Source organism: Pseudomonas sp. RL_105y_Pfl2_101 (assembly GCF_963970585.1).
Classification (GTDB): Bacteria; Pseudomonadota; Gammaproteobacteria; order Pseudomonadales; family Pseudomonadaceae; genus Aquipseudomonas.
This window is the reverse complement of the sequence record NZ_CAXAPG010000004.1, coordinates 292,280-314,042: the sequence shown is the minus strand read 5'-3', so window position 1 is coordinate 314,042 and position 21,763 is coordinate 292,280. Positions and strand designations below refer to the sequence as shown.

20 protein-coding genes are annotated in these 21,763 nt (G+C 60.6%); 15 read left to right on the top strand and 5 right to left on the bottom strand.

What is annotated here, in order from left to right:
* The 7 genes from AACY31_RS07765 to AACY31_RS07735 all read left to right on the top strand — a co-directional run.
* Positions 1-571 (top strand): type VI secretion IcmF C-terminal domain-containing protein (locus AACY31_RS07765; protein ID WP_339504284.1); only part of this gene is annotated, 571 nt, incomplete at its 5' end.
* On the top strand, positions 568-2,145 hold the full coding sequence (gene tssA / locus AACY31_RS07760) for a type VI secretion system protein TssA (protein WP_339481974.1): 1,578 nt from the start codon (positions 568-570) through the stop codon (positions 2,143-2,145). The genes AACY31_RS07765 and tssA, both read left to right, overlap by 4 nt.
* 22 nt (positions 2,146-2,167) lie before the next feature.
* Complete coding sequence (gene tssF / locus AACY31_RS07755; RefSeq protein WP_339481975.1) at positions 2,168-3,937, top strand: type VI secretion system baseplate subunit TssF; 1,770 nt, start codon at positions 2,168-2,170, stop codon at positions 3,935-3,937.
* Entirely contained in the window at positions 3,901-4,998 is a 1,098-nt protein-coding gene (gene tssG, locus AACY31_RS07750) for a type VI secretion system baseplate subunit TssG (protein WP_339481976.1), read from the top strand. The genes tssF and tssG overlap by 37 nt, the downstream gene beginning before the upstream one ends.
* Entirely contained in the window at positions 4,979-5,515 is a 537-nt protein-coding gene (tssJ, locus tag AACY31_RS07745) for a type VI secretion system lipoprotein TssJ (RefSeq protein WP_339481977.1), read from the top strand. Before tssG ends, tssJ begins: the two co-directional genes overlap by 20 nt.
* Positions 5,516-5,518: 3 nt before the next feature.
* Entirely contained in the window at positions 5,519-5,986 is a 468-nt protein-coding gene (gene tssE / locus AACY31_RS07740; RefSeq protein WP_339492973.1) for a type VI secretion system baseplate subunit TssE, read from the top strand.
* Positions 5,983-7,110: an OmpA family protein gene (locus AACY31_RS07735; RefSeq protein ID WP_339481980.1), complete on the top strand. Its 1,128-nt coding sequence runs from the start codon at positions 5,983-5,985 to the stop codon at positions 7,108-7,110. The genes tssE and AACY31_RS07735 overlap by 4 nt, the downstream gene beginning before the upstream one ends.
* Before the next feature lie 20 nt (positions 7,111-7,130).
* Here AACY31_RS07735 and AACY31_RS07730 read toward each other — a convergent pair whose 3' ends face one another.
* Positions 7,131-8,015 (bottom strand): LysR substrate-binding domain-containing protein, encoded by an 885-nt coding sequence (locus AACY31_RS07730; protein ID WP_339481982.1) that lies wholly within the window; start codon positions 8,013-8,015, stop codon positions 7,131-7,133.
* A gap of 102 nt (positions 8,016-8,117) precedes the next feature.
* On the opposite strand from AACY31_RS07730, the gene AACY31_RS07725 reads away from it, so the two are divergent.
* The 5 genes from AACY31_RS07725 (at position 8,118) to AACY31_RS07705 (ending at position 11,306) form a co-directional block, all read left to right on the top strand.
* Complete coding sequence (locus AACY31_RS07725) at positions 8,118-8,543, top strand: VOC family protein (RefSeq protein ID WP_339481983.1); 426 nt, start codon at positions 8,118-8,120, stop codon at positions 8,541-8,543.
* Between the two features lie 101 nt (positions 8,544-8,644).
* The gene (locus AACY31_RS07720) at positions 8,645-9,265 is read left to right on the top strand and encodes a TetR/AcrR family transcriptional regulator (protein ID WP_003202289.1); all 621 of its coding nucleotides are present in this window, start codon (positions 8,645-8,647) and stop codon (positions 9,263-9,265) included.
* 166 nt (positions 9,266-9,431) lie between these two features.
* Positions 9,432-9,626 carry a hypothetical protein gene (locus tag AACY31_RS07715; RefSeq protein WP_339481985.1) on the top strand — a complete coding sequence of 65 codons (195 nt, stop codon included), beginning with the start codon at positions 9,432-9,434 and terminating at the stop codon, positions 9,624-9,626.
* 34 nt (positions 9,627-9,660) lie between these two features.
* On the top strand, positions 9,661-9,981 hold the full coding sequence (locus AACY31_RS07710) for a hypothetical protein (RefSeq protein WP_339481987.1): 321 nt from the start codon (positions 9,661-9,663) through the stop codon (positions 9,979-9,981).
* A gap of 53 nt (positions 9,982-10,034) precedes the next feature.
* Positions 10,035-11,306 carry an OmpP1/FadL family transporter gene (locus AACY31_RS07705; RefSeq protein ID WP_339481988.1) on the top strand — a complete coding sequence of 424 codons (1,272 nt, stop codon included), beginning with the start codon at positions 10,035-10,037 and terminating at the stop codon, positions 11,304-11,306.
* 87 nt (positions 11,307-11,393) lie between these two features.
* Here AACY31_RS07705 and AACY31_RS07700 read toward each other — a convergent pair whose 3' ends face one another.
* Entirely contained in the window at positions 11,394-12,179 is a 786-nt protein-coding gene (locus AACY31_RS07700; RefSeq protein ID WP_339481989.1) for an SDR family NAD(P)-dependent oxidoreductase, read from the bottom strand.
* A gap of 63 nt (positions 12,180-12,242) precedes the next feature.
* Positions 12,243-13,703, bottom strand: a complete 1,461-nt coding sequence (locus AACY31_RS07695) for a TolC family protein (RefSeq protein ID WP_339504281.1) — start codon at positions 13,701-13,703, stop codon at positions 12,243-12,245.
* Between the two features lie 209 nt (positions 13,704-13,912).
* On the opposite strand from AACY31_RS07695, the gene AACY31_RS07690 reads away from it, so the two are divergent.
* From AACY31_RS07690 to fabF, 3 genes are read left to right on the top strand one after another with little or no spacing between them, the layout of a single operon-like run.
* Positions 13,913-15,022 carry an efflux RND transporter periplasmic adaptor subunit gene (locus AACY31_RS07690; RefSeq protein WP_339481991.1) on the top strand — a complete coding sequence of 370 codons (1,110 nt, stop codon included), beginning with the start codon at positions 13,913-13,915 and terminating at the stop codon, positions 15,020-15,022.
* Entirely contained in the window at positions 15,019-18,099 is a 3,081-nt protein-coding gene (locus AACY31_RS07685; RefSeq protein WP_339504279.1) for an efflux RND transporter permease subunit, read from the top strand. The genes AACY31_RS07690 and AACY31_RS07685 overlap by 4 nt, the downstream gene beginning before the upstream one ends.
* Before the next feature lie 53 nt (positions 18,100-18,152).
* Complete coding sequence (gene fabF / locus AACY31_RS07680; RefSeq protein WP_339504277.1) at positions 18,153-19,439, top strand: beta-ketoacyl-ACP synthase II; 1,287 nt, start codon at positions 18,153-18,155, stop codon at positions 19,437-19,439.
* 176 nt (positions 19,440-19,615) lie between these two features.
* Here the strand turns inward: fabF and AACY31_RS07675 are convergent, their stop codons facing one another.
* Together AACY31_RS07675 and AACY31_RS07670 are read right to left on the bottom strand one after the other, a co-directional pair.
* Positions 19,616-20,179 carry a cytochrome b gene (locus tag AACY31_RS07675; RefSeq protein ID WP_058545861.1) on the bottom strand — a complete coding sequence of 188 codons (564 nt, stop codon included), beginning with the start codon at positions 20,177-20,179 and terminating at the stop codon, positions 19,616-19,618.
* 107 nt (positions 20,180-20,286) lie between these two features.
* The gene (locus AACY31_RS07670; RefSeq protein WP_339504275.1) at positions 20,287-21,741 is read right to left on the bottom strand and encodes an aldehyde dehydrogenase family protein; all 1,455 of its coding nucleotides are present in this window, start codon (positions 21,739-21,741) and stop codon (positions 20,287-20,289) included.
* Positions 21,742-21,763: the final 22 nt, after the last annotated feature.

Below are 21,763 nucleotides of genomic sequence, written 5' to 3'. Positions count from 1 at the left end.
GGAAGGCAATCGCTGGGTGGCCGATCCGCGCCATGGTCGCGGCTTGCGGGTCAATCCCAAGTTTCTGGCGGCGGTCAATCAACTGAGCGACCTGGCCGACGTGCTCTACACCGACGGCAACCTGGGCCTGAGTTTTGAGCTGAGCGGCAAAGGGGTGCGCGATGTGGTGCAGACCACCTTCATCCTCAACGGTGAAAAACACGAGTATTTCAACCAGAAGGAGCGCTGGCAGCGCTTCGGCTGGCCGGGGCGTAGCGACTACCCCGGCGTGAGCCTGACTTGGACCAGCGTTCACACCGGCGAGCGGCTGTTCGGCGATTACGCCGGCACCTGGGGGCTGATTCGCTTGCTCGAGCAAGCCACGTTCACGGCGCTGGACGATGGCGACAGCCGCTACCGCATGGTGCTCAAGGCCCCCGATGGGCTGGGTTTGACCTGGCACTTGCGCACCGAGCTGGACGCCGGGCCGATGGCGTTGCTCAGGCTACGAGGGTTTACGTTGCCGGGGCAGGTATTTCTCACCGAGGGTGGAGCAGCGGCGGGCTATGCGCGCAACGAGCGATTCGAATGAGCCTGCAGAGTTTGATCGCCCGTTGCCTGGGCGAGCGCGACCCACTGTCGATTGCCCGTGAACAAATGCCCCGTTGGCAACCCTGGCTACAGCCCATCAGCGATGCGTCTCCCGTGGGCGACGACCCTGGTTACGACGATGACTTCCAGCACATGCGCGAAGAAGTCGACAAGTTGTCCGGTGCCGATGCCGAACGGGTGATCCAACTGGCTGAAAAGCTACTGACCAAGGCCTGTAAGGATCTGCGCGTGGCCACTTATTACCTGTGGGCGCGTTTGCACAGGGACGGTGAGGCGGGGCTGGCCGATGGCCTGAGCCTGCTGGCGGCCTTGGTGGAGCGGTTCGCCGAGACGGTGCTGCCCGTACGGCCCAACAGTCGCAAGTTGGCGTTGCAGTGGCTGGCCGGTAGCAAGGTGCTGGATACCTTATCGCTGTATCCGGAGGTGGTGAAGGCCGAAGCCGAGCGCACCGTCGCGGCGTTGGTCTGGCTGGAGCAGGGCCTCGATTCATGGTCTCAAGATCAACGCCCGTGCCTGGGGCCTTTGTACGCCGCGCTCTCTGCCCGGCTGGCGCAGTCTGGAGGCATGGAGGCATTGGTCCCGCAGAACACGGCCAGCCAGGAATCGAATGGGACGTCGTCGGCCACAGTGATCAGGTCCGGTCGGGATCTGTTGGACACTGGCCGGGCCTTGGCCGGTTATTTACGCGATCAGCCTCAAGGGTGGTTGGCAGCCCATCGACTGATGAAGAGCCTGCGCTGGGACACGATACATCAAGCGCCACCCCAGGCTGCCGATGGCAACACCCGTTTGGCGCCGCCGCGCGCAGATCATCGGGCACAACTCAAGCGTTTGTATCTGCAACAAGGCTGGAGTGAGTTGCTCGATCAGGTGGAACGGATCTATGCCGAAGGCGTGAATCATTTCTGGTTGGACTTGCAGTGGTACGTGTACCAGGCGCTGAGCAAACAACCCGCGCCTCAGGATCGCTGGGCCGATATCACCCAGCGTGACCTGGGCATGCTCCTCGATCGGTTGCCGGGGCTGGAACTGTTGTGCTGGAGCGACGGGACGCCCTTGGCCGATGAGACCACCCGTGAATGGATCGCCCAGCACGTCATCGGCAATCGTCCTCAACAATGGTTGCCTGCTCCATCGCCCGCACCGAGCACCGTCGATGCCGACATTTTATCGCTGGAAGGCGAAGCCCTGGCGCAGGCCGACAGGGAAGGGGTAGAGCAAGCGTTGGCCTGGCTGGCGACGCGCCCGGACATACAGACCGGACGCCAACGCTGGCTGCTGCGCCTGTTGATGGCTCGGATGACCGAGCAGTTTGGCAAAACTGACTTGGCGATTCATCTGCTGGGGGAGCTGGATGCCACCGCGCAGCACCACGACCTGCACGCGTGGGAGCCCGAGTTGTATTTCGAGGTCAAGGCCCGGCTGCTCAAGTTGCTGCGCTTGAAAGCCCAGCGCAATGACGCCGATAAACCCGCCCTCGCTCGACGGATGGAGGGGTTGCTGGCGGCGCTGGTGGCCATTGATCCGGTACGTGCCGCAGTGCTTTGCGGTTGACACCTATTGATCAGGATTCTTTATGGACATGGACAATCTGACACTGCGCTATTTCGATGCCGAAATGCGTTACCTGCGTGAGGCCGGCAAGGAGTTCGCCGAGGCGTTTCCGGATCGGGCGGCGCAACTCAACCTGGATAAACCGGGAGCCCGGGACCCTTATGTCGAACGCCTGTTCGAGGGCTTTGCCTTCCTGATGGGGCGTCTGCGAGAAAAGCTCGACGATGATCTGCCGGAACTGACCGAAGGCTTGGTCAGCCTGCTGTGGCCACATTACTTGCGGACCATTCCGTCGTTGTCGATCGTCGAGTTGGTGCCCGATCTTGCGCAAATCAAGCGCAGCGAACGGATCGCCCAGGGGTTCGAGATATTGTCGCAACCCATAGGGCCGCAGCGTACCTGTTGCCGCTACACCACTACGCAAGACTTGACGCTGCAGCCGCTGGCGTTGACATCCGTGGAGCGGGACTATGAACCCGATGGTCGCTCGTTGCTGCGCCTGCGCTTTGCCCGTGCCGCGTCCATCGATTGGGCGCAGATCGACCTGAGCCGCTTGCCGCTGTACTTGAACGCCGATGCGCCGCTGGCCAGCGCGCTGCACCAAGCCCTGACCTTGAACCGGCAGGCGATGTATGTGCGCTTGGCCGGGCAGTCGGACCGCAAGCCAGTGGATGGGTATTTCGCGGCCAAGGGGTTTGCCGACGAGGATCGGCTGTGGCCCAAGGGCGACAGCGCCTTCAGCGGTTATCAGTTGCTGCTGGAGTACTTCACGTTCCGGGAAAAATTCATGTTCGTCACACTCTGTGGATTGGACCAGTTGTGCATTGACTCGGGCGTGCCCTGGTTTGAACTTGAAGTGGTGCTGCGTGAATCCTGGCCTCACACCTATGACCTGAGTGCCGAACATATCCGCCTGCACGCCGTGCCGGTGATCAATCTTTTCGTGCTGGAATCCGACCCGCTGGCGCTGGACATCTTGCAAACCGATTACCTGCTGCGACCCATGCGCTTGCAAGACGGCCATATGGAAATCTATTCGGTGGACCAGGTCACTGCATCGAAGGGCGTCGAGCGCCTGGATTACGTGCCTTTCACCAGCTTTCGCCACAAGGGCGGCATGTTGCGGGATGAGGCGCCAGAGCGCTATTTCCATACCCGCTTGAAACGGGCTGCCAACGGCTTGCATGACACTTGGCTGATCCTGGGGGGCGAGGGTTTCGACCAGGACCGCCTGGGCGTAAGTGAGTGCCTGTCATTACGTCTGACCGGCACTCACGGCCAGCTGCCACGCAAGGCATTGCAGAGCACTTTGCTCGATACGGCGGTGCAGTCCACCCAACTCGGTCTACGGGTGCGCAACCTCTGTGCACCGACGTTGCCGTGCTACCCGCCGAACCGTGACCGTTTTCACTGGCGCATCCTCAGCCACTTGGGCTCCAACTTCTTGCCGATGCTCGAAAGTGCCGAGGTATTGCGCGGAACGCTGGCGTTGTATGACTGGACGGGCAGCGAGTTGAATCGGCGTCGCCTGGCGGCGATCGTCGAGGTGAGCCATCACTTGGTCCAACGTTTCGAAAAAGGCTTCCTGCTGCGTGGCGTGGATATCGAAATCACCCTGGATGCCAATGGCTTTTCGGGGGAGGGCGACATCAATCTGTTCGGGGAGATGCTCAATCGCTTTTTTGCGCTCTACGCGGATATCCATTTGTTCACTCAGCTCACACTGATTCTTCAACCCACTGGAGCATGCCTGCGATGGAGCGAGAACCACAGTCAGCGTATTCCCGGTTAAACGCTGGCGGTTTGCTGGAAGCCCTTGAGGGGCGAGCGGCCGAGGCCAGCGTGTATCGATTTTGTCAGTTACTGGAACAGGCTTTACCCAGTTATCCGCTCTTGGGCAGCACTTCGCGCCCGACGGACGACCCGGTGCGCTTTCGACCCGACGCCGGCATGAGCTTTCCCGCCGGCGAACTGAAAGCGATCGAACTCGATAAGGAGAAACCACAGCGACCGGCGACGGTACGCACCCGCCTGCTGGGGTTGTACGGTGTCGACTCGCCCATGCCAACGGCTTTCCTGGATGACATTGCCCAGCGCCGGGAAGGGCATGAGGCGCTGGAAGCCTTCCTTGATATTTTCAATCATCGGATTTTTACCCAGTTCTACCGGATCTGGCGCAAGTATTCCTATCCGGCCACTTTCGAAACCGGTGGCAGCGATTCGACTTCGCAATGTCTGTTGGGGCTGATCGGACTGGGTATTCCCGGAACCGCCCGGCGCATAACGACGCCCATATCGCGTTTTCTTGCATTGCTCGGCGTCATGCGTCTGCCCACCCGCAACGCCGAGGGCATCGACGCGCTGGTCAAGTTGCTGGCGCCCAATACCCAAGCGCGGATTACCCCGCACTGGACACAGAGAATTGACTTGGCGCAACCGGCCAGTCTTTGCCCGAGTCGCCCGGTGAGTTTGTCCGAGGGGACGCCGCTAGGCGCTGTCGGTCAGGACGTTAACAGCCACCTGCACCTGACTCTGTTCACCAAACAGGAGCAGGAGGCCAATGATTGGTTGCCCGGCGGCGCACTGCACAGCGACTTGATTGTGCTGCTGGGGGTTTACCTGGGGTGGCGTTGCAACGTGATGCTGCAATTGACGCTTGCGGTGCGCAGCCTGCCGGCTCCGATATTGGGTCATGCCCCCATACGACTGGGCATGACCGGTGTCCTGGGCTTGGGTTCAGACGCCTGGCAGGCGGCAGAGCACGACACCCTCACGATCAATCTGGGCCGCTATCAAGGCCTTTCTACCAACCCACGGATCAGGGAAACACAGCATGTCACGTACCGTTTTTAACCTGTTGATACTGACGATGATCGCCGTACCGCTTGGCGGGTGTGGAGTGGCCCAGACCGTCAAGGAGGGCACCACGTCCACCGCCGAGGCGATTTTTTATAAACCGGTGAGAACCCTGTATCTGGATTTCAATGCTCGCACGACACTGAACACCGATGCGGCGGACATGAGCGCATTGTCGCTGCCGACCCTGGTGCGGGTGTACCAATTGCGCGATAGCAAAGCATTGGAGCGGGCAACCTACGACGGTCTGTTGAACGGTGACGATAGCCTGCTCGACAGCGCGTTGCTGGATAAACGAGCCGTGGTGGTGAAACCAGGGGCCGGGGCGCAGTTGACCGTGCCTATGGACAAGCAGGCCCGGGTTGTCGCTTTGGTGGCTCTGTTTCGCAGCCCTGATACCCGGTTGGACACTTGGCGCCTGATGCTGACACGCGATGACTTGGACCCGGACCGAGCACGAGTGATCGAGATGGGCGATAACCATCTGACCTTACGCCCCTTGCCAAAGGAATGAGCCATGACTGAACTCAACCCTTCGCTCTATGAAGTGCTGCTGCAAAATTTCGACGGTGAACTGGATTTGCATCGCGTCAGCGAGCAGGACCAACACACACTGTCGGTCCTGGACAATCTGCAACGCATCCTTAACTGCCGGGCGGGAACACTCAGTCATCTGCCAGATTACGGGTTGCCGGATATGGGGACGATCCTGCAAGGGTTGCCGGCGACCGCCCATACCTTGGTCGCAGCGATGACCGACACCTTGCTCAAATACGAACCACGGTTGATGGCACTTGCCATTGAGTTGTTGCCGCAGGCGCTGCCGGGGCATTTGGACTGTGCCCTGGACGTGCAATTAGAAGGGGGGCAACGGGTCACGTTCGGGACCACCCTGGGGCCGGAGGGCAAAGTCCTGGTCCGTCACCTCAAGCGACAGCACTGCCTGTCGAAGCCGGGAATGGACAATGGAAAGGAAGCGCGATGAGCGCGTTGTTTGAAATGCATGTTCGCATCGGCGCAGATCCGCGCGGCTACGCTGAATTCGCCGCGTTGCGCGACGAGTTGGCCAAGCTGGGCCATCCTGCCTGTCCCGATGTGGATTGGCAAAAAGTCGAGCAGTTGTGTCTTGTGCTATTGCAATTGAACGGAGTGGAACTGCAAACCGTGAGTTTCTATGCGTTGGCTCGTAGTCAGCGTCACGGTTTGGATGGCATGGTCCAAGGGGTGAGATTGCTCAAGACCCTCAGCGGCCAATGGTCGAGTTTATGGCCGTCGTCGGTGTCAGTGCGCTTGGATATCCTCGGGTGGTTGTTTGCCCAACTTCACACGCTGCTGCGTAGCCTGGCATTGACAGCTTGCAACCTGCGCACATTGCTGGAGTTGGATCATGCACTGACATGCCTGAATGAACGCTTGGTCAGCCACACATCCATGCCGTTGATGACACTCCAGGCTTTGCAGCAGCAGGTCAAAAGTCTGATCCAGCGCTTGGAACGGATCGATTTTGGCGCCGAAACGGCGTTGCTGCCCATCAGACTATCGGAGCCGGCATTTGCGATGCCGATCAGGATCCTGCCGCCGCCGAACATGAAAACCGGCAAGAGGCGATTGATGCTGTGCCTTTACTCGGCGGCGCTTGTGCTTGCCCTGGCGGCTGGGTTTGCCTGGCGCGCTGGGTTATTGGAGGCGGAGAAAAAAGTGGTCTTGCCCGATCCCGTGCGCCTGGACAGCCTGTCACTGTTCGACGCCGGCAGTTCGGCGCTCAAGCCTGGCTCGACCGACGTGTTGGTCAAGGCGCTGATCGATATCAAGGCTCAACCAGGCTGGTTGATCATTGTCGCCGGACACACCGATGCAACTGGTTCGGTCGAACAGAACCTCCAACTGTCACATTCCCGCGCCTCAGCCGTGCGCGACTGGATGCAGCGCGTGGGAAGCATCCCCGTCGATTGTTTCGCTGTACAGAGCTTCGCCGACAGCCAGCCGATTGCCGACAACGATACCGAGGCTGGGCGAATGGCCAATCGGCGTGTCGATATTCGTCTGGTGCCGCAGGTGGGGGCTTGTGAGCGTACCCCCGCGGGTGTTGAGGACGCGCGTGCTTTGTGAGTTGAGTCAAGCCACTTCAGTTATGGGATTGGTCCGTTGGCCTGGGCCTGCTCGGCAATCAATTGCACCAGTATCCCCGCGGGTTCGGTGAGGCTTTGTCGAGGTCGATGGACGAGCCCGACATCACGGTGGAAGGTGTGCTCTGCGAGGTCGAGGGCGCGTATACCCTCAGGCCATTGGCGATGGCTCGCGGTTTGCGGTACCAGGGCCACACCGACGCCGTTTCCAACCAGCTTGATGATGGCCTCCAGTTCATCCAGCTCGCTGACTTCATGCAAGGCGAAGTGCATCTTGCGCAGGAAACGGTCCACCTGCCGGCCACCGAACGACGCCCGGTCATAACGAATGAAGGGTTGGCTGCCAAGCAGTTCGGCCCAGTCTTCTCCGGGGAGCGTGCTCGGAACGATCAGCCGATACGGCTCCAGCGCCAGGGTCATCCAGCGCAGATCGCTTTGCAGCGAGAAAGGCGGGCGGATGATGGCGGCCATGTCGATTTCGCCGGCATCCACCTGGTTGATCAACTCCATCGACACGCCAGGCAGCACCCGCGTGCGGCACTGCGGACATTGTTGGTGAAACCTGGCGAGCGCGTCTGGCAGGAAGGAGCGCTGCACCGAAGCGATAGCGCCAATGTTCACCAGCACGCTGGGGGCAAGCCCGGCAGGGCTCGCGCCAAGATTGTCGTAAAGGCGCAACAACTCTTGCGCTTGCAAGAGTATTTGATGGCCCATCCGATTGAGGTGGGCCGTGCGTCCCTTGCGGTCGAAAATCTCGAAGCCAAGCTCGGCCTCCAGACGCTGGATCTGTGCGCTGACCGCCGCCTGGGTGAGGCCGATTTTATGGCCTGCGGCAGCGAAAGTACCTTCCCGTGCTACGGCGATAAGAGTCTTGAGTTCTTTTATCATTCACAAATATTAATTGTGTTACTGAGAGAAATATATTGTTTTTCTTGTTTGGAACCGAGCCTTACGATGGCCCGGTCCTTATAAAAAGCAACAGGAGCCGTGATGAGCCTTTCCCCATTCCACCTCGCAATCCCTGTTTATGACCTTCCAGGCGCCCGGGCCTTTTATGGCGAAGTGTTTGGGTTGCAAGAGGGGCGTTCCAGTGCCCACTGGGTCGATTTCAACTTCTATGGCCACCAGTTGGTTATCCATGAACAGCCAAAGACCGCTTCCCAAGAGAGCGTGCACGGCAACCTGGTCGATGGGCACGACGTGCCGGTGCCTCACTTCGGCATCATTCTGGGTTGGCAGGAGTGGGAAGCGCTGGCCGAGCGGCTGAAATCCTTTGGCACCGAGTTCGTGATCGAGCCTTACGTACGTTTCAAGGGGCAGGTGGGGGAGCAGGCCACGATGTTTCTGTTCGATCCTTGCGGTAATGCGCTGGAGTTCAAGGCGTTCAAGGAGAAGAGCCAGATTTTTGCCAAATAGAAGGAAGGGGCGTGCCGACAGCTTGATAGTGGCTGGCTTGTGACGCTATTGCTTAATGGTCACAAGTTGTCAACGATCTTCAGGATGCGTAAGCTGCCTCCATGAACCAGCCCTCAATACCTTCGCCCAGCACCCGCGGCCCCGCCGATCACGACATTCGAAACCAGATTGTCGCGGCGGCCAACGAGCATTTCAGTCAATACGGTTATGGCAAGACCACGGTGTCCGACCTGGCCAAGGCCATCGGGTTCTCCAAGGCCTACATCTACAAGTTCTTCGACTCCAAGCAGGCGATTGGCGAGGCCATCTGTAGCCAGTGCCTGGCAGAAATCGTCGCGGCGGTGGAGCAGGCCATTAGTGAAGACGGGCTTTCAGCGACGGAGCGTTTTCGCCGCCTGGTCAAGGCCCTGATCACCACAGGCGTTAACCTGTTTTTCAATGACCGCAAGCTCTATGACATTGCGGCGTTTTCCGCGTCGGAGCAATGGCCCAGTTCGCAAGTCTATAACGCACGGATCAAGAGCTTCGTGTTGCAAATCGTGCGCGAGGGACGGGAACTGGGCGAGTTCGAACGCAAGACGCCACTGGACGAAACCGTAGATGCGATCCATCTGGCGCTGCGGCCTTTCGTCAATCCGTTGCTGCTGCAGTACAGCCTGGATTACGTCGAGGTTGCCCCCACGCTCACCTGCAACCTGATCTTGCGCAGCCTCATGCCTTAAGCTGTGGCTGAAGATTGCACCCAGGCCATTGCAGGCGCTTTACCCATCCGATTTGCCTCCCGCTCCAGCGGCGGATAGTCGCCTTTATTTATCCAGTTTGTGACTATTGACACAAATGGTCACATGAATAAATATGGCGTATCTGCTCTTAGCCTGGGGCGTCGGTATGACGAGCTTTGCCAAACTGCTGCAGCAATTCGATCCAGACGCCCCCTTTGTTTCTCCGCCCAACTGGCAGCAAGGTCGTACCATCTTTGGCGGGCTTTCGGCAGCGTTGTCGGTGCAGGCGGTCTTGCGGGAACGTCCGGCGGACTTCCCTCCGTTCAAGTCCGCCCAGGATTGCTCCGGCTTGCGCCTATAACTTCGAGATGCGTCCTGCGGGTGGTTCGCTGCCGGTGTCCGGTGCCGAAAGTCCCGAATTATTGATGTGGGTACGCCATCTGGATGCCCAGGGCGTGGATCCGGCCGTTGCCCTGATTGCACTGGCTGACAGTTTGCCGCCGGCCGCCATGACCTGTTTCACCGAACCCGCCGCTATCAGCTCCGCGTCCTGGATGATTGACCTACCGCAGCCGGCCGCTGCCGGCGAATGGTTTCTTGTCAGCTCTTTCAGCCAGCAGGCGCTGGAAGGGTACTCGCTACAGGACATGGAAATATGGGACGAAAGCGGCCGCCGCGTGCTTTGGGCGCGCCAGACAGTGGCGATTTTTACCTAATACAAACAACCCAGGCTGCAACCCCCCATAGTTCCAATTCAAGAGTCCCAATAATGAAAAAAATAATACTCAAGGCCCCCGTAGGCCTCGTCGTTGCGTTCGCCACTTCTCATGTGCTTGCAAGCGGTTTTGCCCTCAATGAACAGAGCATCAGCGGGATGGGATCGGGGTTTGCCGGTCGCTCGTCCTCGGCCGAGGACGCGAGCACCGTCTTCGGTAACCCCGCGGGCATGTCTCGCCTCAAATCAGAGCAGGTCAGCCTGGGGGCGGCGACGCTCTTCGCGAAGAATGACATCAGCCAGACTCGCAGTACCTTTGGCGGCCAGGAAGACGGCGACGTCGTGCCCACGACCACTGTGCCCATGGGTTACTACGTCAAGCCCATCGATGAACATTGGGCGTTCGGCGTGGGTTTCTATGTGCCGTTCGGCCTGATTACCGATTACGGCAGCGACTTTGCCGGGCGCTACTACGGCAACAAAAGCGAAGTCACGACGCTCACGTTCCAGCCCACCATCAGCTATGCCTTCAATGACAGGGTTTCGATCGGATTCGGCCCGACGGTCAACCGTATCAGTGGCGAGATAACCGGCACAGTGCCCAACCCACTGAGCCCGGGTCGCAATGATGGAAAACTCAAAAGCAACGGCGACGATACGGCCCTTGGTTTCAATGCTGGTGTTCTGGTGCAGGCGACAGATCGGACCCGTGTGGGGTTGACCTACCATTCCAAGGTCAGCTACCACCTGGATGCCAAGACCAAGGTCAGCAACGGCATCTTCAGTGTGATAGGGCTTAGCGGGCGCAGCTATGATGCTTCACTGGATGTGGACACCCCGGAGTCCGTGGACATCTCGCTGACTCACCAGCTCGCCAATGACTGGACCTTGTACGCGGGCAGCACCTGGACACGCTGGAGTCGCTTCAAGGAACTGACCATTGAGAACACGGGCTTGCCACCTTTATTGAGCGGCGCGCTGCGCACCATCACCGAAGAGCAGAATTGGCACGATACGTGGGCACACGCCATTGGCACGTCGTATCAGTTGAACAACCAGTGGGTGCTGCGCGCAGGCTTCTCGGTCGACCAGTCGCCCGCCAACAACACCAACCGTGGGCCACGCATTCCTACCGGCGACCGAAAAATCGTCAGCTTCGGCGCTGGTTGGACGCCAGTGGATAACGTCACGATCGACGTCGCTTATTCCTATCTGTGGGAGGAGAGCGTACGGGTCAACGAAACCTCGCCGACCAGAGGTGCCTACAGCTCCAAGTACAGGAACAGCGCGAGCGGCCTGGGTACCTCCGTTAGCTATCGCTTCTGATCGATCACCGCTCTAAAGGTCGGGGGGCGCGCGTGCATTGTCCCCCGACCTTCAGAATGCCGTTTCCCAGGGTAAAAGCAGCCCTGCTCAAACGCCCATGATGCGTGCCATGAGGCCTTGATGAAACCAGCGTGGCGTGGCCCAGGTCAGGACAGTGATTGCCTTGTTGCCAAGCCCCGGAACGACACTCATGCGTCCGGCTTGCAGTGCTCGGATTCCTGCGCGCACCACAGGCTGGGGTTGCATCATCACCATTTTCAAAGCCGGTGTGAGCTTTTGTCTGGCGCTCTCTGCAAACCCGGTGTCCGACATGCCCGGGCAAAGGGCTGTCACGGCAATGCCTTCGTTTTTGAGTTCGCGATGAAGGGCTTCGGAGAAGCGAAGTACGTAGGCTTTTGCGGCAGAGTAAACGGCTAAGTTCTTTACGCCCTGGAAGGACAGCAGGCTTGCGACCATAAGGATCTGTCCACGTTGGCGGATTCGCATGTCAGTTGCGAAGAGATGGGTCAGGGCCGTCACACTGGCAATATCCAGGGCGATCATCGCCAGCGATTGGTCCAGGGACTGAGTCAGGAAAGGTCCCTGCAAGCCATGGCCGGCATTGTTGATGAGCACATCGATCAGGATATTGCGCTCGCTCAGTCGCGCGTGCAGATCGATGATCGCGGGGATTGAGGACAGGTCGACTTGCTCGACGAGCACATCAATGTGGAAGCGCTCGCGCAACTGCGCCGACAGCGCCTCGAGTCTATCCAGCCTGCGCGCTACCAGGACGAGCGATTTTCCCTGTGCAGCGTATTGCCGGGCAAACTCTTCGCCAAATCCGCTTGAGGCGCCAGTGATGAGCACCCAGGAGCGTTCGTTCGGTTTCATGTCGTTGTTCTCTGGTTGTGAGCTGAAGGAGAGGGGGCGCAAGTGTTGGGTTATCTGGTCAGCTCAGCGAATTGCCACTGTCTGGGCCTCAGGAGGCTGCCAGCCACCACCGAGCGCCCTGAATGCCGCCACCGCCGCCCGTGCCGATTCCGTGCGCGCTTGCGCCCGTGCATCGCAGACCTGCAGCAGCGTCGCGTCGGCATTCAGAACATCGATCAGGCTGGCCGTGCCTTTCTGATAGGCAATGAATGACGATTGGCGGGCCTGCGTCAGCGAGGTTTCGCCCTGGGTGAGGGTGCTCGCCTGGGATTCTCGATTCACCAGCGCGGAGAAGGCATTCTCGACGTCCTCGGTGGCCCGCAATACGGACTGACGGTAGGTCGCCAGCGCTTCGGCTTCCTGCCCCTTGGCCTGATCGATTTGCGCATTGATGCGGCCAAAGTCGAAGAGTCTCCAGCGCAGGCCCAGTGCGCCGGCCGCCTGGCTGGCATCGCCAGTGAAGAGGTTGCCGCCGGAAACCGCTGTGGCACTGCCCAGTAACGCACTGAGGGAAAATTTCGGGTAGTACTCAGCGACGGCCTCGCCGATACGCGCATTGGAGGCGGCAAGACGGCGCTCGGCCACGATCAGGTCTGGTCGGCGGTGCAGCAGATCGGCGGGGGTTCCCATAGTCGTTATCTGTGGCGCCAGAGGGATGCTTCGTCCGTTTGCCAGTTGCGTGCGATGGGTACCGGGCGGCGTGCCAAGCATGACATCCAGCGCATTCATGGCGGCATCCAGGCCGGTCTGCAGCACGGGCACCGTCGCCTGGACCTGCGACAGGGTGCCTTCGACCTGGTGAACCTGATAGCTGGCCGCAACGCCCTTGCTGTAGAGCAGTTGGGCTTTCTCCAACAGATCCTGCTGTGTCTTGACTTGTTGATTGGCGATGTCCAGCCGTGCCTGCAACCCGCGGGCGGTGATGTAGAGATCGGCGGTCTGCGCGGCGACGACCAGTCGTGTGGCCGCGACGCCAGCCTCAGACGCCTGGTATTGGGCCAATGCGGCCTCGCGTCCACGGCGCAGGCTGGCGAAGAGGTCGATTTCCCAGCTGGCCCCCACGTTAAGTTCGTAGGCGTTGCCGTACCGATCGTATCCAGGCGTCGAGTTCAGCACTTGGCCAAGGGGTGTTTCCACGGATTGGTATGAGCGCGCGGCCTGCCCGCTGATGTTTCCAGAGGGCAATAACGCGGCATTTGCAGCCCCCAGGCCTGCCCGTGCCTGGGTGACGCGGGCCGAAGCCTGGGCCAGGTCCAGGTTCTGCTCAAGTGCCTGGGCAATCAGGTCGCTGAGCACTGGATCAGCAAAGCCTTCCCACCACGCGACGAGGCTGGCCGATGTCGCTGCGGACCTCTGCTCGACAGACGCCTGGCCCAGGTAACGATGCGCCAGCGCAGCGTCCGGACGCTGGTAGTCCGGACCGACCGTGCAACCTGTCATCAAGCTGAAGCTCACCAGCAAAGCAGCGGGGTGGAGGGGCGACATTGAGATTCCTGGAGCCGTGGATGGGTTGTGACTATATTATGTTGTGGTCACAATCTGTCAATGAGCACTCATAGGATTTAGTCGCGTTGTTACCTATAAATCGGCAAGTATTGCTGTGATGAGTGCTCCGTGATGAGTTGTGACGATTGACAGTAATGGTCACTAGATTGAGAATGAGGCTCCTGTCCTACCTGCCCAAAAGGGAACCTATGCTCCGGCTTCGACCTGTCACCTTTGTCGTTTGCTTGTTGCCTCTCGTCCTGACGGCGTGTGGCGACTCATCCACCGCTAAAGATCCACGCACGCTTGCGCCCTTGGTGCGGGTCTCTGAAGTCCAGGGTTCGTCTGATCTCTCGCGATCTTTTACCGGCGTCGTGGCGGCTCGGGTCCAGAGTGATCTGGGCTTTCGGGTAGCGGGCAAGGTGCTTGAGCGCCTGGTCGATAGCGGACAGGTCGTCAAACGGGGGCAGCCGTTGATGCGCCTCGACCCCATCGACCTGGGGCTGCAGGCGCGAGCCCAACAGGAGGCGGTCGCTGCCGCTCGGGCCCGGGCCAAGCAGACCGCCGATGACGAGGCACGCTATCGCGACCTGGTCGCCGCAGGCGCTATTTCCGCATCGGGCTATGACCAGATAAAAGCTGCTGCCGATACTGCCAAGGCACAACTCAGTGCTGCGCAAGCGCAGGCTGACGTCGCCCAGAACGCGTCTGGTTATGCCGTGCTGCTCGCCGATGCTGACGGTGTTGTGATGGAAACGCTGGCCGAGCCCGGGCAAGTCGTCAGCCCCGGGCAAACCGTGGTTCGACTGGCGCGGGCAGGGCAGCGCGAAGCCGTTGTGCAATTGCCCGAGACTCTTCGACCTGCCGCAGGCGCTACCGCGCAGGCGACGCGTTATGGCGTCACCACCGGAGCGGTCACCGCGAAGCTGAGGCTGCTTTCGGATTCGGCTGACCGCGTGACGCGTACCTTCGAGGCGCGGTATGTGCTGGAGGGTGCGCTGGCCAATGCGCCGCTGGGTTCAACCGTCACGCTTCGCATCGCCGAAGACAGCGTGCAACGCCAGGCACTGCAAGTGCCGATCGCTGCCGTTTTTGACCCGGGCAACGGCACCGGCGTGTGGGTCATAAAGGGGGAACCGGCGAAAGTCACTTGGCGACCTGTGCAAATTCTGAGTTTGAGTGATGACACTGCGCGAGTCGCCGGCAATCTCAATGTGGGCGAGCGTATTGTCGGGCTCGGCGCCCACCTGCTGCGTGAGGGTGAGCAAGTGCGACTGGCTCAACCGGGTGATGTGAAGGTTGTCGGGAGCCGTCAATGAGCCTCAATTTATCGGCACTCGCCGTTCGCGAGCGCTCCATTACCGTGTTCCTGATCTTCCTGATTGCCGTCGCGGGCACCTTGGCGTTCTTCCAGTTGGGGCGTGCCGAGGATCCACCGTTCACGGTCAAGCAGTTGACCGTCATCACCGCATGGCCGGGCGCGACCGCCCAGGAGATGCAGGACCAGGTCGCCGAGCCGCTTGAAAAACGCCTGCAAGAGCTGAAATGGTACGACCGCACGGACACCTACACCCGTCCCGGCCTGGCGTTCACCATGGTGTCGCTGGTCGATCGCACGCCACCTGCGCAAGTGCAGGAGGCGTTCTATCAGGCGCGCAAAAAACTCCAGGACGAAGCACTCAAGTTGCCGGCGGGCGTGATTGGGCCGATGGTCAATGATGAATTTTCCGATGTGACGTTCGCGCTGTTCGCCCTGAAAGCCAAAGGCGAGCCGCAGCGCCTGCTGGTGCGTGATGCTGAGTCGTTGCGCCAGCGCCTGTTGCACGTGGCGGGCGTGAAGAAGGTCAACATCATCGGTGAGCAGCCCGAGCGGATCTTTGTGTCGTTCTCCCATGATCGACTGGCCACCTTGGGCGTCTCGCCCCAGGATATCTTCGCCGCGCTGAACAATCAGAACGTACTCACGCCCGCTGGCTCGATCGAAACCAACGGACCACAGGTCGTCCTGCGGGTGGACGGCGCCTTCGATAAATTGGCGAACATTCGTGACACGCCCCTTGTGATTCAAGGCCGCACGCTCAAGCTCTCGGACGTCGCGACAGTCGAGCGAGGATATGAAGACCCGGCCACTTTCCTGGTGCGCAACAATGGCGAAGAGGCCTTGTTGCTGGGGGTCATAATGCGTGAGGGCTGGAACGGCCTGGACCTGGGCAAGGCGCTGGACGCGGAGACCGCCAAGATCAATGAAGGCATGCCACTGGGCATGACGCTGACCAAGGTCACCGATCAAGCCGTGAACATTGACTCGGCCGTCGGTGAGTTCATGGTCAAATTTTTTGTCGCGCTGTTGGTTGTAATGCTCGTTTGCTTTCTCAGCATGGGCTGGCGTGTAGGCGTTGTGGTCGCAGCCGCCGTACCGTTGACACTGGCGATAGTGTTTGTGGTGATGGCGGCCACCGGAAAGAACTTCGACCGGATCACCCTGGGTTCGTTGATCCTGGCACTCGGGCTGCTGGTGGACGACGCGATTATCGCGATCGAAATGATGGTGGTGAAAATGGAGGAGGGCTACGACCGGATCAGAGCCTGCGCCTATGCCTGGAGCCACACCGCCGCACCGATGTTGTCCGGTACGCTGGTAACGGCGATTGGCTTCATGCCCAACGGTTTCGCGCAGTCGACCGCCGGCGAATACACCAGCAACATGTTCTGGATCGTCGGCATTGCCCTGATCGCTTCTTGGGTGGTGGCGGTGGCGTTCACCCCTTACCTGGGGGTGAAGCTATTGCCGGACATCAAGCAGGTCGAGGGCGGTCACGCGGCAATCTACAACACCCGTCATTACAATCGCTTTCGCCAGGTCCTGACCCGCGTCATCGCGCGCAAGTGGTGGGTAGCCGGCACCGTGATCGCGACATTTGTCGTGGCGATTCTCGGCATGAGCCTGGTCAAGAAACAGTTCTTTCCGACGTCAGACCGTCCCGAGGTGATGGTCGAGGTGCAGATGCCCTATGGAACCTCCATCGAGCAGACCAGCGCCGCCACTGCCAAGGTCGAGGCCTGGTTGCAGAAACAGGATGAGTCAAAAATCGTCACGACCTATATCGGCCAAGGCGCGCCACGCTTCTACCTGGCGATGGCGCCGGAACTGCCCGATCCTTCGTTCGCCAAGATCGTGGTGTTGACGCAGAGCCAGGAAGCGCGCGAGACCCTCAAGTTCCGTCTCCGCGAGGCGGCTGCCGAGGGGCTCGCGCCAGAGGCGCGTATCCGTGTAACGCAACTGGTGTTCGGTCCGTATTCGCCATTTCCAGTTGCCTACCGGGTGATGGGGCCTGAGCCGTCGAAATTGCGTGAAATCGCAGACCAGGTCCAGAGTGTCATGCAGGCAAGCCCGCTGATGCGGACCGTCAATACCGACTGGGGGGCGCTGACGCCGACGTTGCATTTCAGTCTGGACCAGGATCGTTTGCAGGCGGTGGGGCTGACGTCAAATGCCATTGCCCAGCAGTTGCAATTCCTGCTCTCGGGGGTACCGATCACGGCGGTTCGCGAGGACATCCGCTCAGTGCAGGTGGTCGGTCGTGCTGCCGGTGATATCCGGCTCGATCCGGCCAGGATCGAGGGCTTTACCCTGGTGGGTGCGGCAGGCCAGCGCATTCCGCTGTCCCAGGTCGCAGAGATTGATGTGCGCATGGAGGAGCCGATCCTGCGGCGACGTGATCGCACGCCAACCATCACCGTGCGCGGTGACATTGCCGAAGACTTGCAGCCGCCAGACGTATCGAGCGCGATCGTCAAGCAACTGCAGCCGATCATCGCCAGCCTCCCTGACGGCTACCGGATCGAGCAGGCCGGGGCCATCGAGGAATCGGGCAAGGCCGGCAAGGCGATCGTGCCGCTGGTGCCGATCATGGTGGCCCTGACGCTGTTGATCATCATCGTGCAGGTGCGTTCGATCTCGGCCATGATCATGGTGTTCCTCACCGCACCGCTGGGCCTGATTGGCGTGGTGCCGACCCTGCTGATCTTCCAGCAGCCGTTTGGGATCAACGCCTTGGTCGGCCTGATCGCACTCTCGGGCATCCTGATGCGCAATACGCTGATCCTGATCGGGCAGATCCATCACAACAAACAGGAAGGACTGGACCCGTTCCATGCGGTCATCGAAGCCACGGTACAACGGGCCCGTCCGGTACTGCTGACGGCGCTGGCGGCCATCCTGGCGTTCATCCCCCTGACACACTCCGTTTTCTGGGGGACGCTGGCCTACACACTGATCGGGGGCACGTTCGTTGGCACCATCATGACGCTGGTGTTCCTGCCAGCGATGTATTCCATCTGGTTCAGGATCCGTCCTGACCATTCAACGCATGCTCAAACCGCTCCGCAGGTTTAAACAAACGCACTTGTGCTTTTTAGTGAAATTGACTGAGATATGAAGAGGTTCCAATGATGACTTCCCAAGGTCAAAAACGCATCGTCGTCACCGGCGTGGGCATTGTCGGCCCGTTGGGCTGTGGCGTCGAAGAAGTCTGGCAGCGCCTGCTGGCCGGGCGCTCTGGCATTCGTATCCTGTCTGACGACATTACCGAGGGAACCGGCGTGGCCGTGGGCGGCCAGGTGCCTACGTTGGAAGAGGACGCCATCGCCGGTTACGACCCGGAGCGCATCATTGCGGCCAAGGATCGCAAGAAGATGGATCGCTTCATCGAGTTCGCGCTGGTGGCGGCCGAAGAAGCATTGCAACAGGCAGGTTGGCAACCGACCGATGCCAACGGCCAGGAACGGACGGCGACTCTCATCGCCTCGGGCGTGGGTGGCTTTGGCGCCATTGCCGGTGCCGTACGCACCACCGATGAGCGTGGCCCGCGCCGATTGTCGCCGTTCACGGCACCTGCTTTTCTCGCCAACATGGCCGCGGGGCACGTTTCCATTCGGCACGGTTTCAAAGGACCTCTGGGCGCGCCGGTAACCGCCTGTGCGGCCGGAGTTCAGGCCATTGGCGACGCGTCCAGGCTCATCCGAAGCGGCGAAGCGGATATCGCGATATGCGGCGGTACGGAAGCGGCGATCGACCGCGTGACCCTGGGTTGCTTTGCTGCCGCCCGCGCACTGTCCACCGGTTTTGCCGAGCGCCCGCAAGAGGCCTCACGGCCCTTTGATCGTGATCGCGACGGCTTTGTCATGGCCGAGGGCGCCGGGTTGCTGGTGATCGAGTCACTGGAGCACGCCCTCGCTCGTGGCGCCAAGCCCCTGGCGGAGCTGGCGGGTTATGGCACCAGCGCCGATGCCTATCACCTGACGGCGGGCCCGGAAGACGGCAGCGGCGCCCGACGTGCGATGGAACAGGCACTGCGCCAGGCCGCTGTCAGCCCCTCGGACGTGCAACATATCAATGCCCACGCGACGTCCACCCAGGTTGGTGACAACGGTGAGCTGACCGCGATTGGTTCGGTGTTCGGGCGCGATTCCAATGTGGCGATCACCTCCACCAAATCGGCCACCGGCCATCTTCTGGGGGCGGCTGGCGGTATCGAGGCTATTTTTACGGTGTTGGCGCTGCGTGACCAGGTCGTACCGCCCACGTTGAACCTGGTTCATCCTGACGAGGCCGCAGCGGGGCTCGATCTGGTCGGCTTGAACGCCAGGAAGATGCCGATTACCCATGCGCTTTCCAATGGATTTGGGTTCGGAGGGGTCAATGCCAGCGTGTTGTTTCGTCGTTGGGTACCGTAGGCTTGAACAGTTGATCTTCGATTTCGAGCATGGTTTTCATGAGTGGATTTTCGGCAGGGTATATATCCGTTGCCGCGGTAACGAATAGCTTAAGCACCTGTCGATAATACTTGCATCACGCTCATATTGTGCCCCGAGGCATTGGCACCTTGCGCCAATGCCTCGTCAAGTCAGCGTCACAGCATACGGCGCAAAACATCGCTTCGAGGGTCCCGGTCAAAGAACCGGTGCTTGAGGGCGCCGGCAATATGCACCAGGATCAGACCGAGCAGGGTGTAGGCGAGCACCTTATGCAGCCATTGGAAGACAACGAACCAGTCGTCATTTTTCCCAAGGAGTTCCGGAAGGTTTATCCCGAAAAAGAACACCCCGTCACTCATCGTGTAGGTGCTCGACATCGAATAGCCCATCAACGGCACGATCACCAGAAGTGCATACAAGGTGCGGTGCGCAAGCCTTGAGGAAACTCGCTCATACCGCGCCAGCGTCTGCGGCGGTTGCGGCAGCCTGGGGGTGCGCACGCGCAGGGTGATCTGAATCAGGGCCAGCAGAAACGCCAGTACCCCGAAGGATTTGTGCCACGGGTAATAGAGTTCATATTTGCTCGCCACTTCATCATCGAGCCCAGTCATGTGCCAGCCTGCCCAGAGGAGGCCGGCGATGAGCACGGCGCGCACCCAGTGCAACATCCGCAGGGACGTCGGATACCGATCAATTATTGTTTGATTTACCGGATTCATCGCGGTCTCTCCATCGATCATCAAGGCATCGCAAATGCACGTTTTAACGACCACCCTCCACGACACAGGGGCTTGGAGGGTGGTCCGGCCAGTGCGGTTTTTTGTTCTCAGCTAGGTAGTAGTACGGTGATGACTTTCTCCTCGGTATAGGCCAGTGCGCCGCTAAATCCGCCTTCACGGCCAACGCCGCTGGCCTTGACGCCGCCCCAGGGCAGGTTGGCGTCCAGCGGACTCCAGCAGTTGATGCCCACGGCACCGGCCTTGACCGCCGCCGCCACGCGGTGCGCCCGCACCAGGTCGCTGGTCCAGACCGTGGCCGCCAGGCCGTAGGTGGAATCGTTGGCCAGTGCGACCGCCTCATCTTCGCTGTCGAACGTGATCACCGTGCCGACGGGGCCGAAGATCTCGTCCTGGGCGATCGCCATGTCATTGCGGGCATTGGCGAAGATCGTCGGCTGGACGAACCAGCCCCGCTCAGGGTTCGACACACCGCCGGCCAACAGGGTGGCACCTTGGTCGATGCCCAATTGGATGTAGCGGTTGACGCGATCCAATTGCGCTTTCTTGGCCACCGGTCCCATCTGTACGTCGGGTTGGCGAGGATCGCCGACCTTGACGGCTCGCGCGGCGTCGGCAAGTGCCGCGGCGAAGCGATCTGCGATGTTGCGTTGGACCAGGATGCGCGAGCCCGCCGCGCAGACCTGCCCCTGGTTGGCGAACAGGCCCAGTGAGCAGCCGAACAACGCGTCCTCGAACGAAGCGTCGTCGAAGACAATCTGCGGGCTCTTGCCGCCCAGCTCCAAGGCCACGTGCTTGAAAAGTACGCCGGCGGTGCGCTGGATTTCGCGTCCGGCCTCGGGGCTGCCGGTGAAGCTGATCTTGGCGACGTGCGGGTGCTCGCACAGGGCGCGTCCCACCTCGTTGCCGTAGCCGGTGACCACGTTGATCACCCCGTCGGGGAAGCCCGCTTCCAGAGCCAGCGCCGCCAGGTGCAGGGCCGACTGCGGCGTTTCTTCCGAAGGCTTGATGACCACCGTACAGCCGGCGGCCAGCAAAGCCGCGAGCTTCCAGACTGTGATCATCAGTGGCGAGTTCCAGGGAACGATGGCGCCGACCACGCCCACCGGCTCCCGGACCGTGTACGAGAGGGCCTTGGTGCCGAAGTAGCCGCCGGTAGGAATGGTGCGACCTTCCAGTTGGTTGGCCCAGCCGGCAGCGGCGCGCAGGTTGGCGATGGCGTTGGGTACGTCCAGCCGACGCGGCTCGACCGGTGAGCGACCAATGGCATTAGCGTCCAGATCAGCCAGCACGTCGGTGTCGCGCTCCACCAGGTCCGAAAGCTTCGACAACAGCCGGCCACGCTGGGCGCCGTCGAGCTGGCTCCAGGCGCCACGCTCAAGTTGGGTGAGTGCCGCTGCTACGGCGCGGTCCACGTCCTCGGCCGTGCCGCGCGCGGAGCTGCCGTAGATCTGTTCTGTCACGGGGTCGACCAGTGTGATGCGACGGCCGTCGGAGGCCTCGAAGGACGCGCCTTCGATGAAGTGTTTCAGGTGTTGAGTCATTTTGCAGTCCCTGAGTGATATG

What these genes read in the sequence shown, in the direction of transcription:
- tssA (WP_339481974.1), top strand. Translation starts at nt 568, where the DNA reads ATGAGCCTGCAGAGTTTGATCGCCCGTTGCCTGGGCGAGCGCGACCCA.
- tssF (WP_339481975.1), top strand. Translation starts at nt 2,168, where the DNA reads ATGGACATGGACAATCTGACACTGCGCTATTTCGATGCCGAAATGCGT.
- tssG (WP_339481976.1), top strand. Translation starts at nt 3,901, where the DNA reads ATGGAGCGAGAACCACAGTCAGCGTATTCCCGGTTAAACGCTGGCGGT.
- tssJ (WP_339481977.1), top strand. Translation starts at nt 4,979, where the DNA reads ATGTCACGTACCGTTTTTAACCTGTTGATACTGACGATGATCGCCGTA.
- tssE (WP_339492973.1), top strand. Translation starts at nt 5,519, where the DNA reads ATGACTGAACTCAACCCTTCGCTCTATGAAGTGCTGCTGCAAAATTTC.
- AACY31_RS07735 (WP_339481980.1), top strand. Translation starts at nt 5,983, where the DNA reads ATGAGCGCGTTGTTTGAAATGCATGTTCGCATCGGCGCAGATCCGCGC.
- AACY31_RS07730 (WP_339481982.1), bottom strand. Translation starts at nt 8,015, where the DNA reads ATGATAAAAGAACTCAAGACTCTTATCGCCGTAGCACGGGAAGGTACT.
- AACY31_RS07725 (WP_339481983.1), top strand. Translation starts at nt 8,118, where the DNA reads ATGAGCCTTTCCCCATTCCACCTCGCAATCCCTGTTTATGACCTTCCA.
- AACY31_RS07720 (WP_003202289.1), top strand. Translation starts at nt 8,645, where the DNA reads ATGAACCAGCCCTCAATACCTTCGCCCAGCACCCGCGGCCCCGCCGAT.
- AACY31_RS07715 (WP_339481985.1), top strand. Translation starts at nt 9,432, where the DNA reads ATGACGAGCTTTGCCAAACTGCTGCAGCAATTCGATCCAGACGCCCCC.
- AACY31_RS07705 (WP_339481988.1), top strand. Translation starts at nt 10,035, where the DNA reads ATGAAAAAAATAATACTCAAGGCCCCCGTAGGCCTCGTCGTTGCGTTC.
- AACY31_RS07700 (WP_339481989.1), bottom strand. Translation starts at nt 12,179, where the DNA reads ATGAAACCGAACGAACGCTCCTGGGTGCTCATCACTGGCGCCTCAAGC.
- AACY31_RS07695 (WP_339504281.1), bottom strand. Translation starts at nt 13,703, where the DNA reads ATGTCGCCCCTCCACCCCGCTGCTTTGCTGGTGAGCTTCAGCTTGATG.
- AACY31_RS07690 (WP_339481991.1), top strand. Translation starts at nt 13,913, where the DNA reads ATGCTCCGGCTTCGACCTGTCACCTTTGTCGTTTGCTTGTTGCCTCTC.
- AACY31_RS07685 (WP_339504279.1), top strand. Translation starts at nt 15,019, where the DNA reads ATGAGCCTCAATTTATCGGCACTCGCCGTTCGCGAGCGCTCCATTACC.
- fabF (WP_339504277.1), top strand. Translation starts at nt 18,153, where the DNA reads ATGATGACTTCCCAAGGTCAAAAACGCATCGTCGTCACCGGCGTGGGC.
- AACY31_RS07675 (WP_058545861.1), bottom strand. Translation starts at nt 20,179, where the DNA reads ATGAATCCGGTAAATCAAACAATAATTGATCGGTATCCGACGTCCCTG.
- AACY31_RS07670 (WP_339504275.1), bottom strand. Translation starts at nt 21,741, where the DNA reads ATGACTCAACACCTGAAACACTTCATCGAAGGCGCGTCCTTCGAGGCC.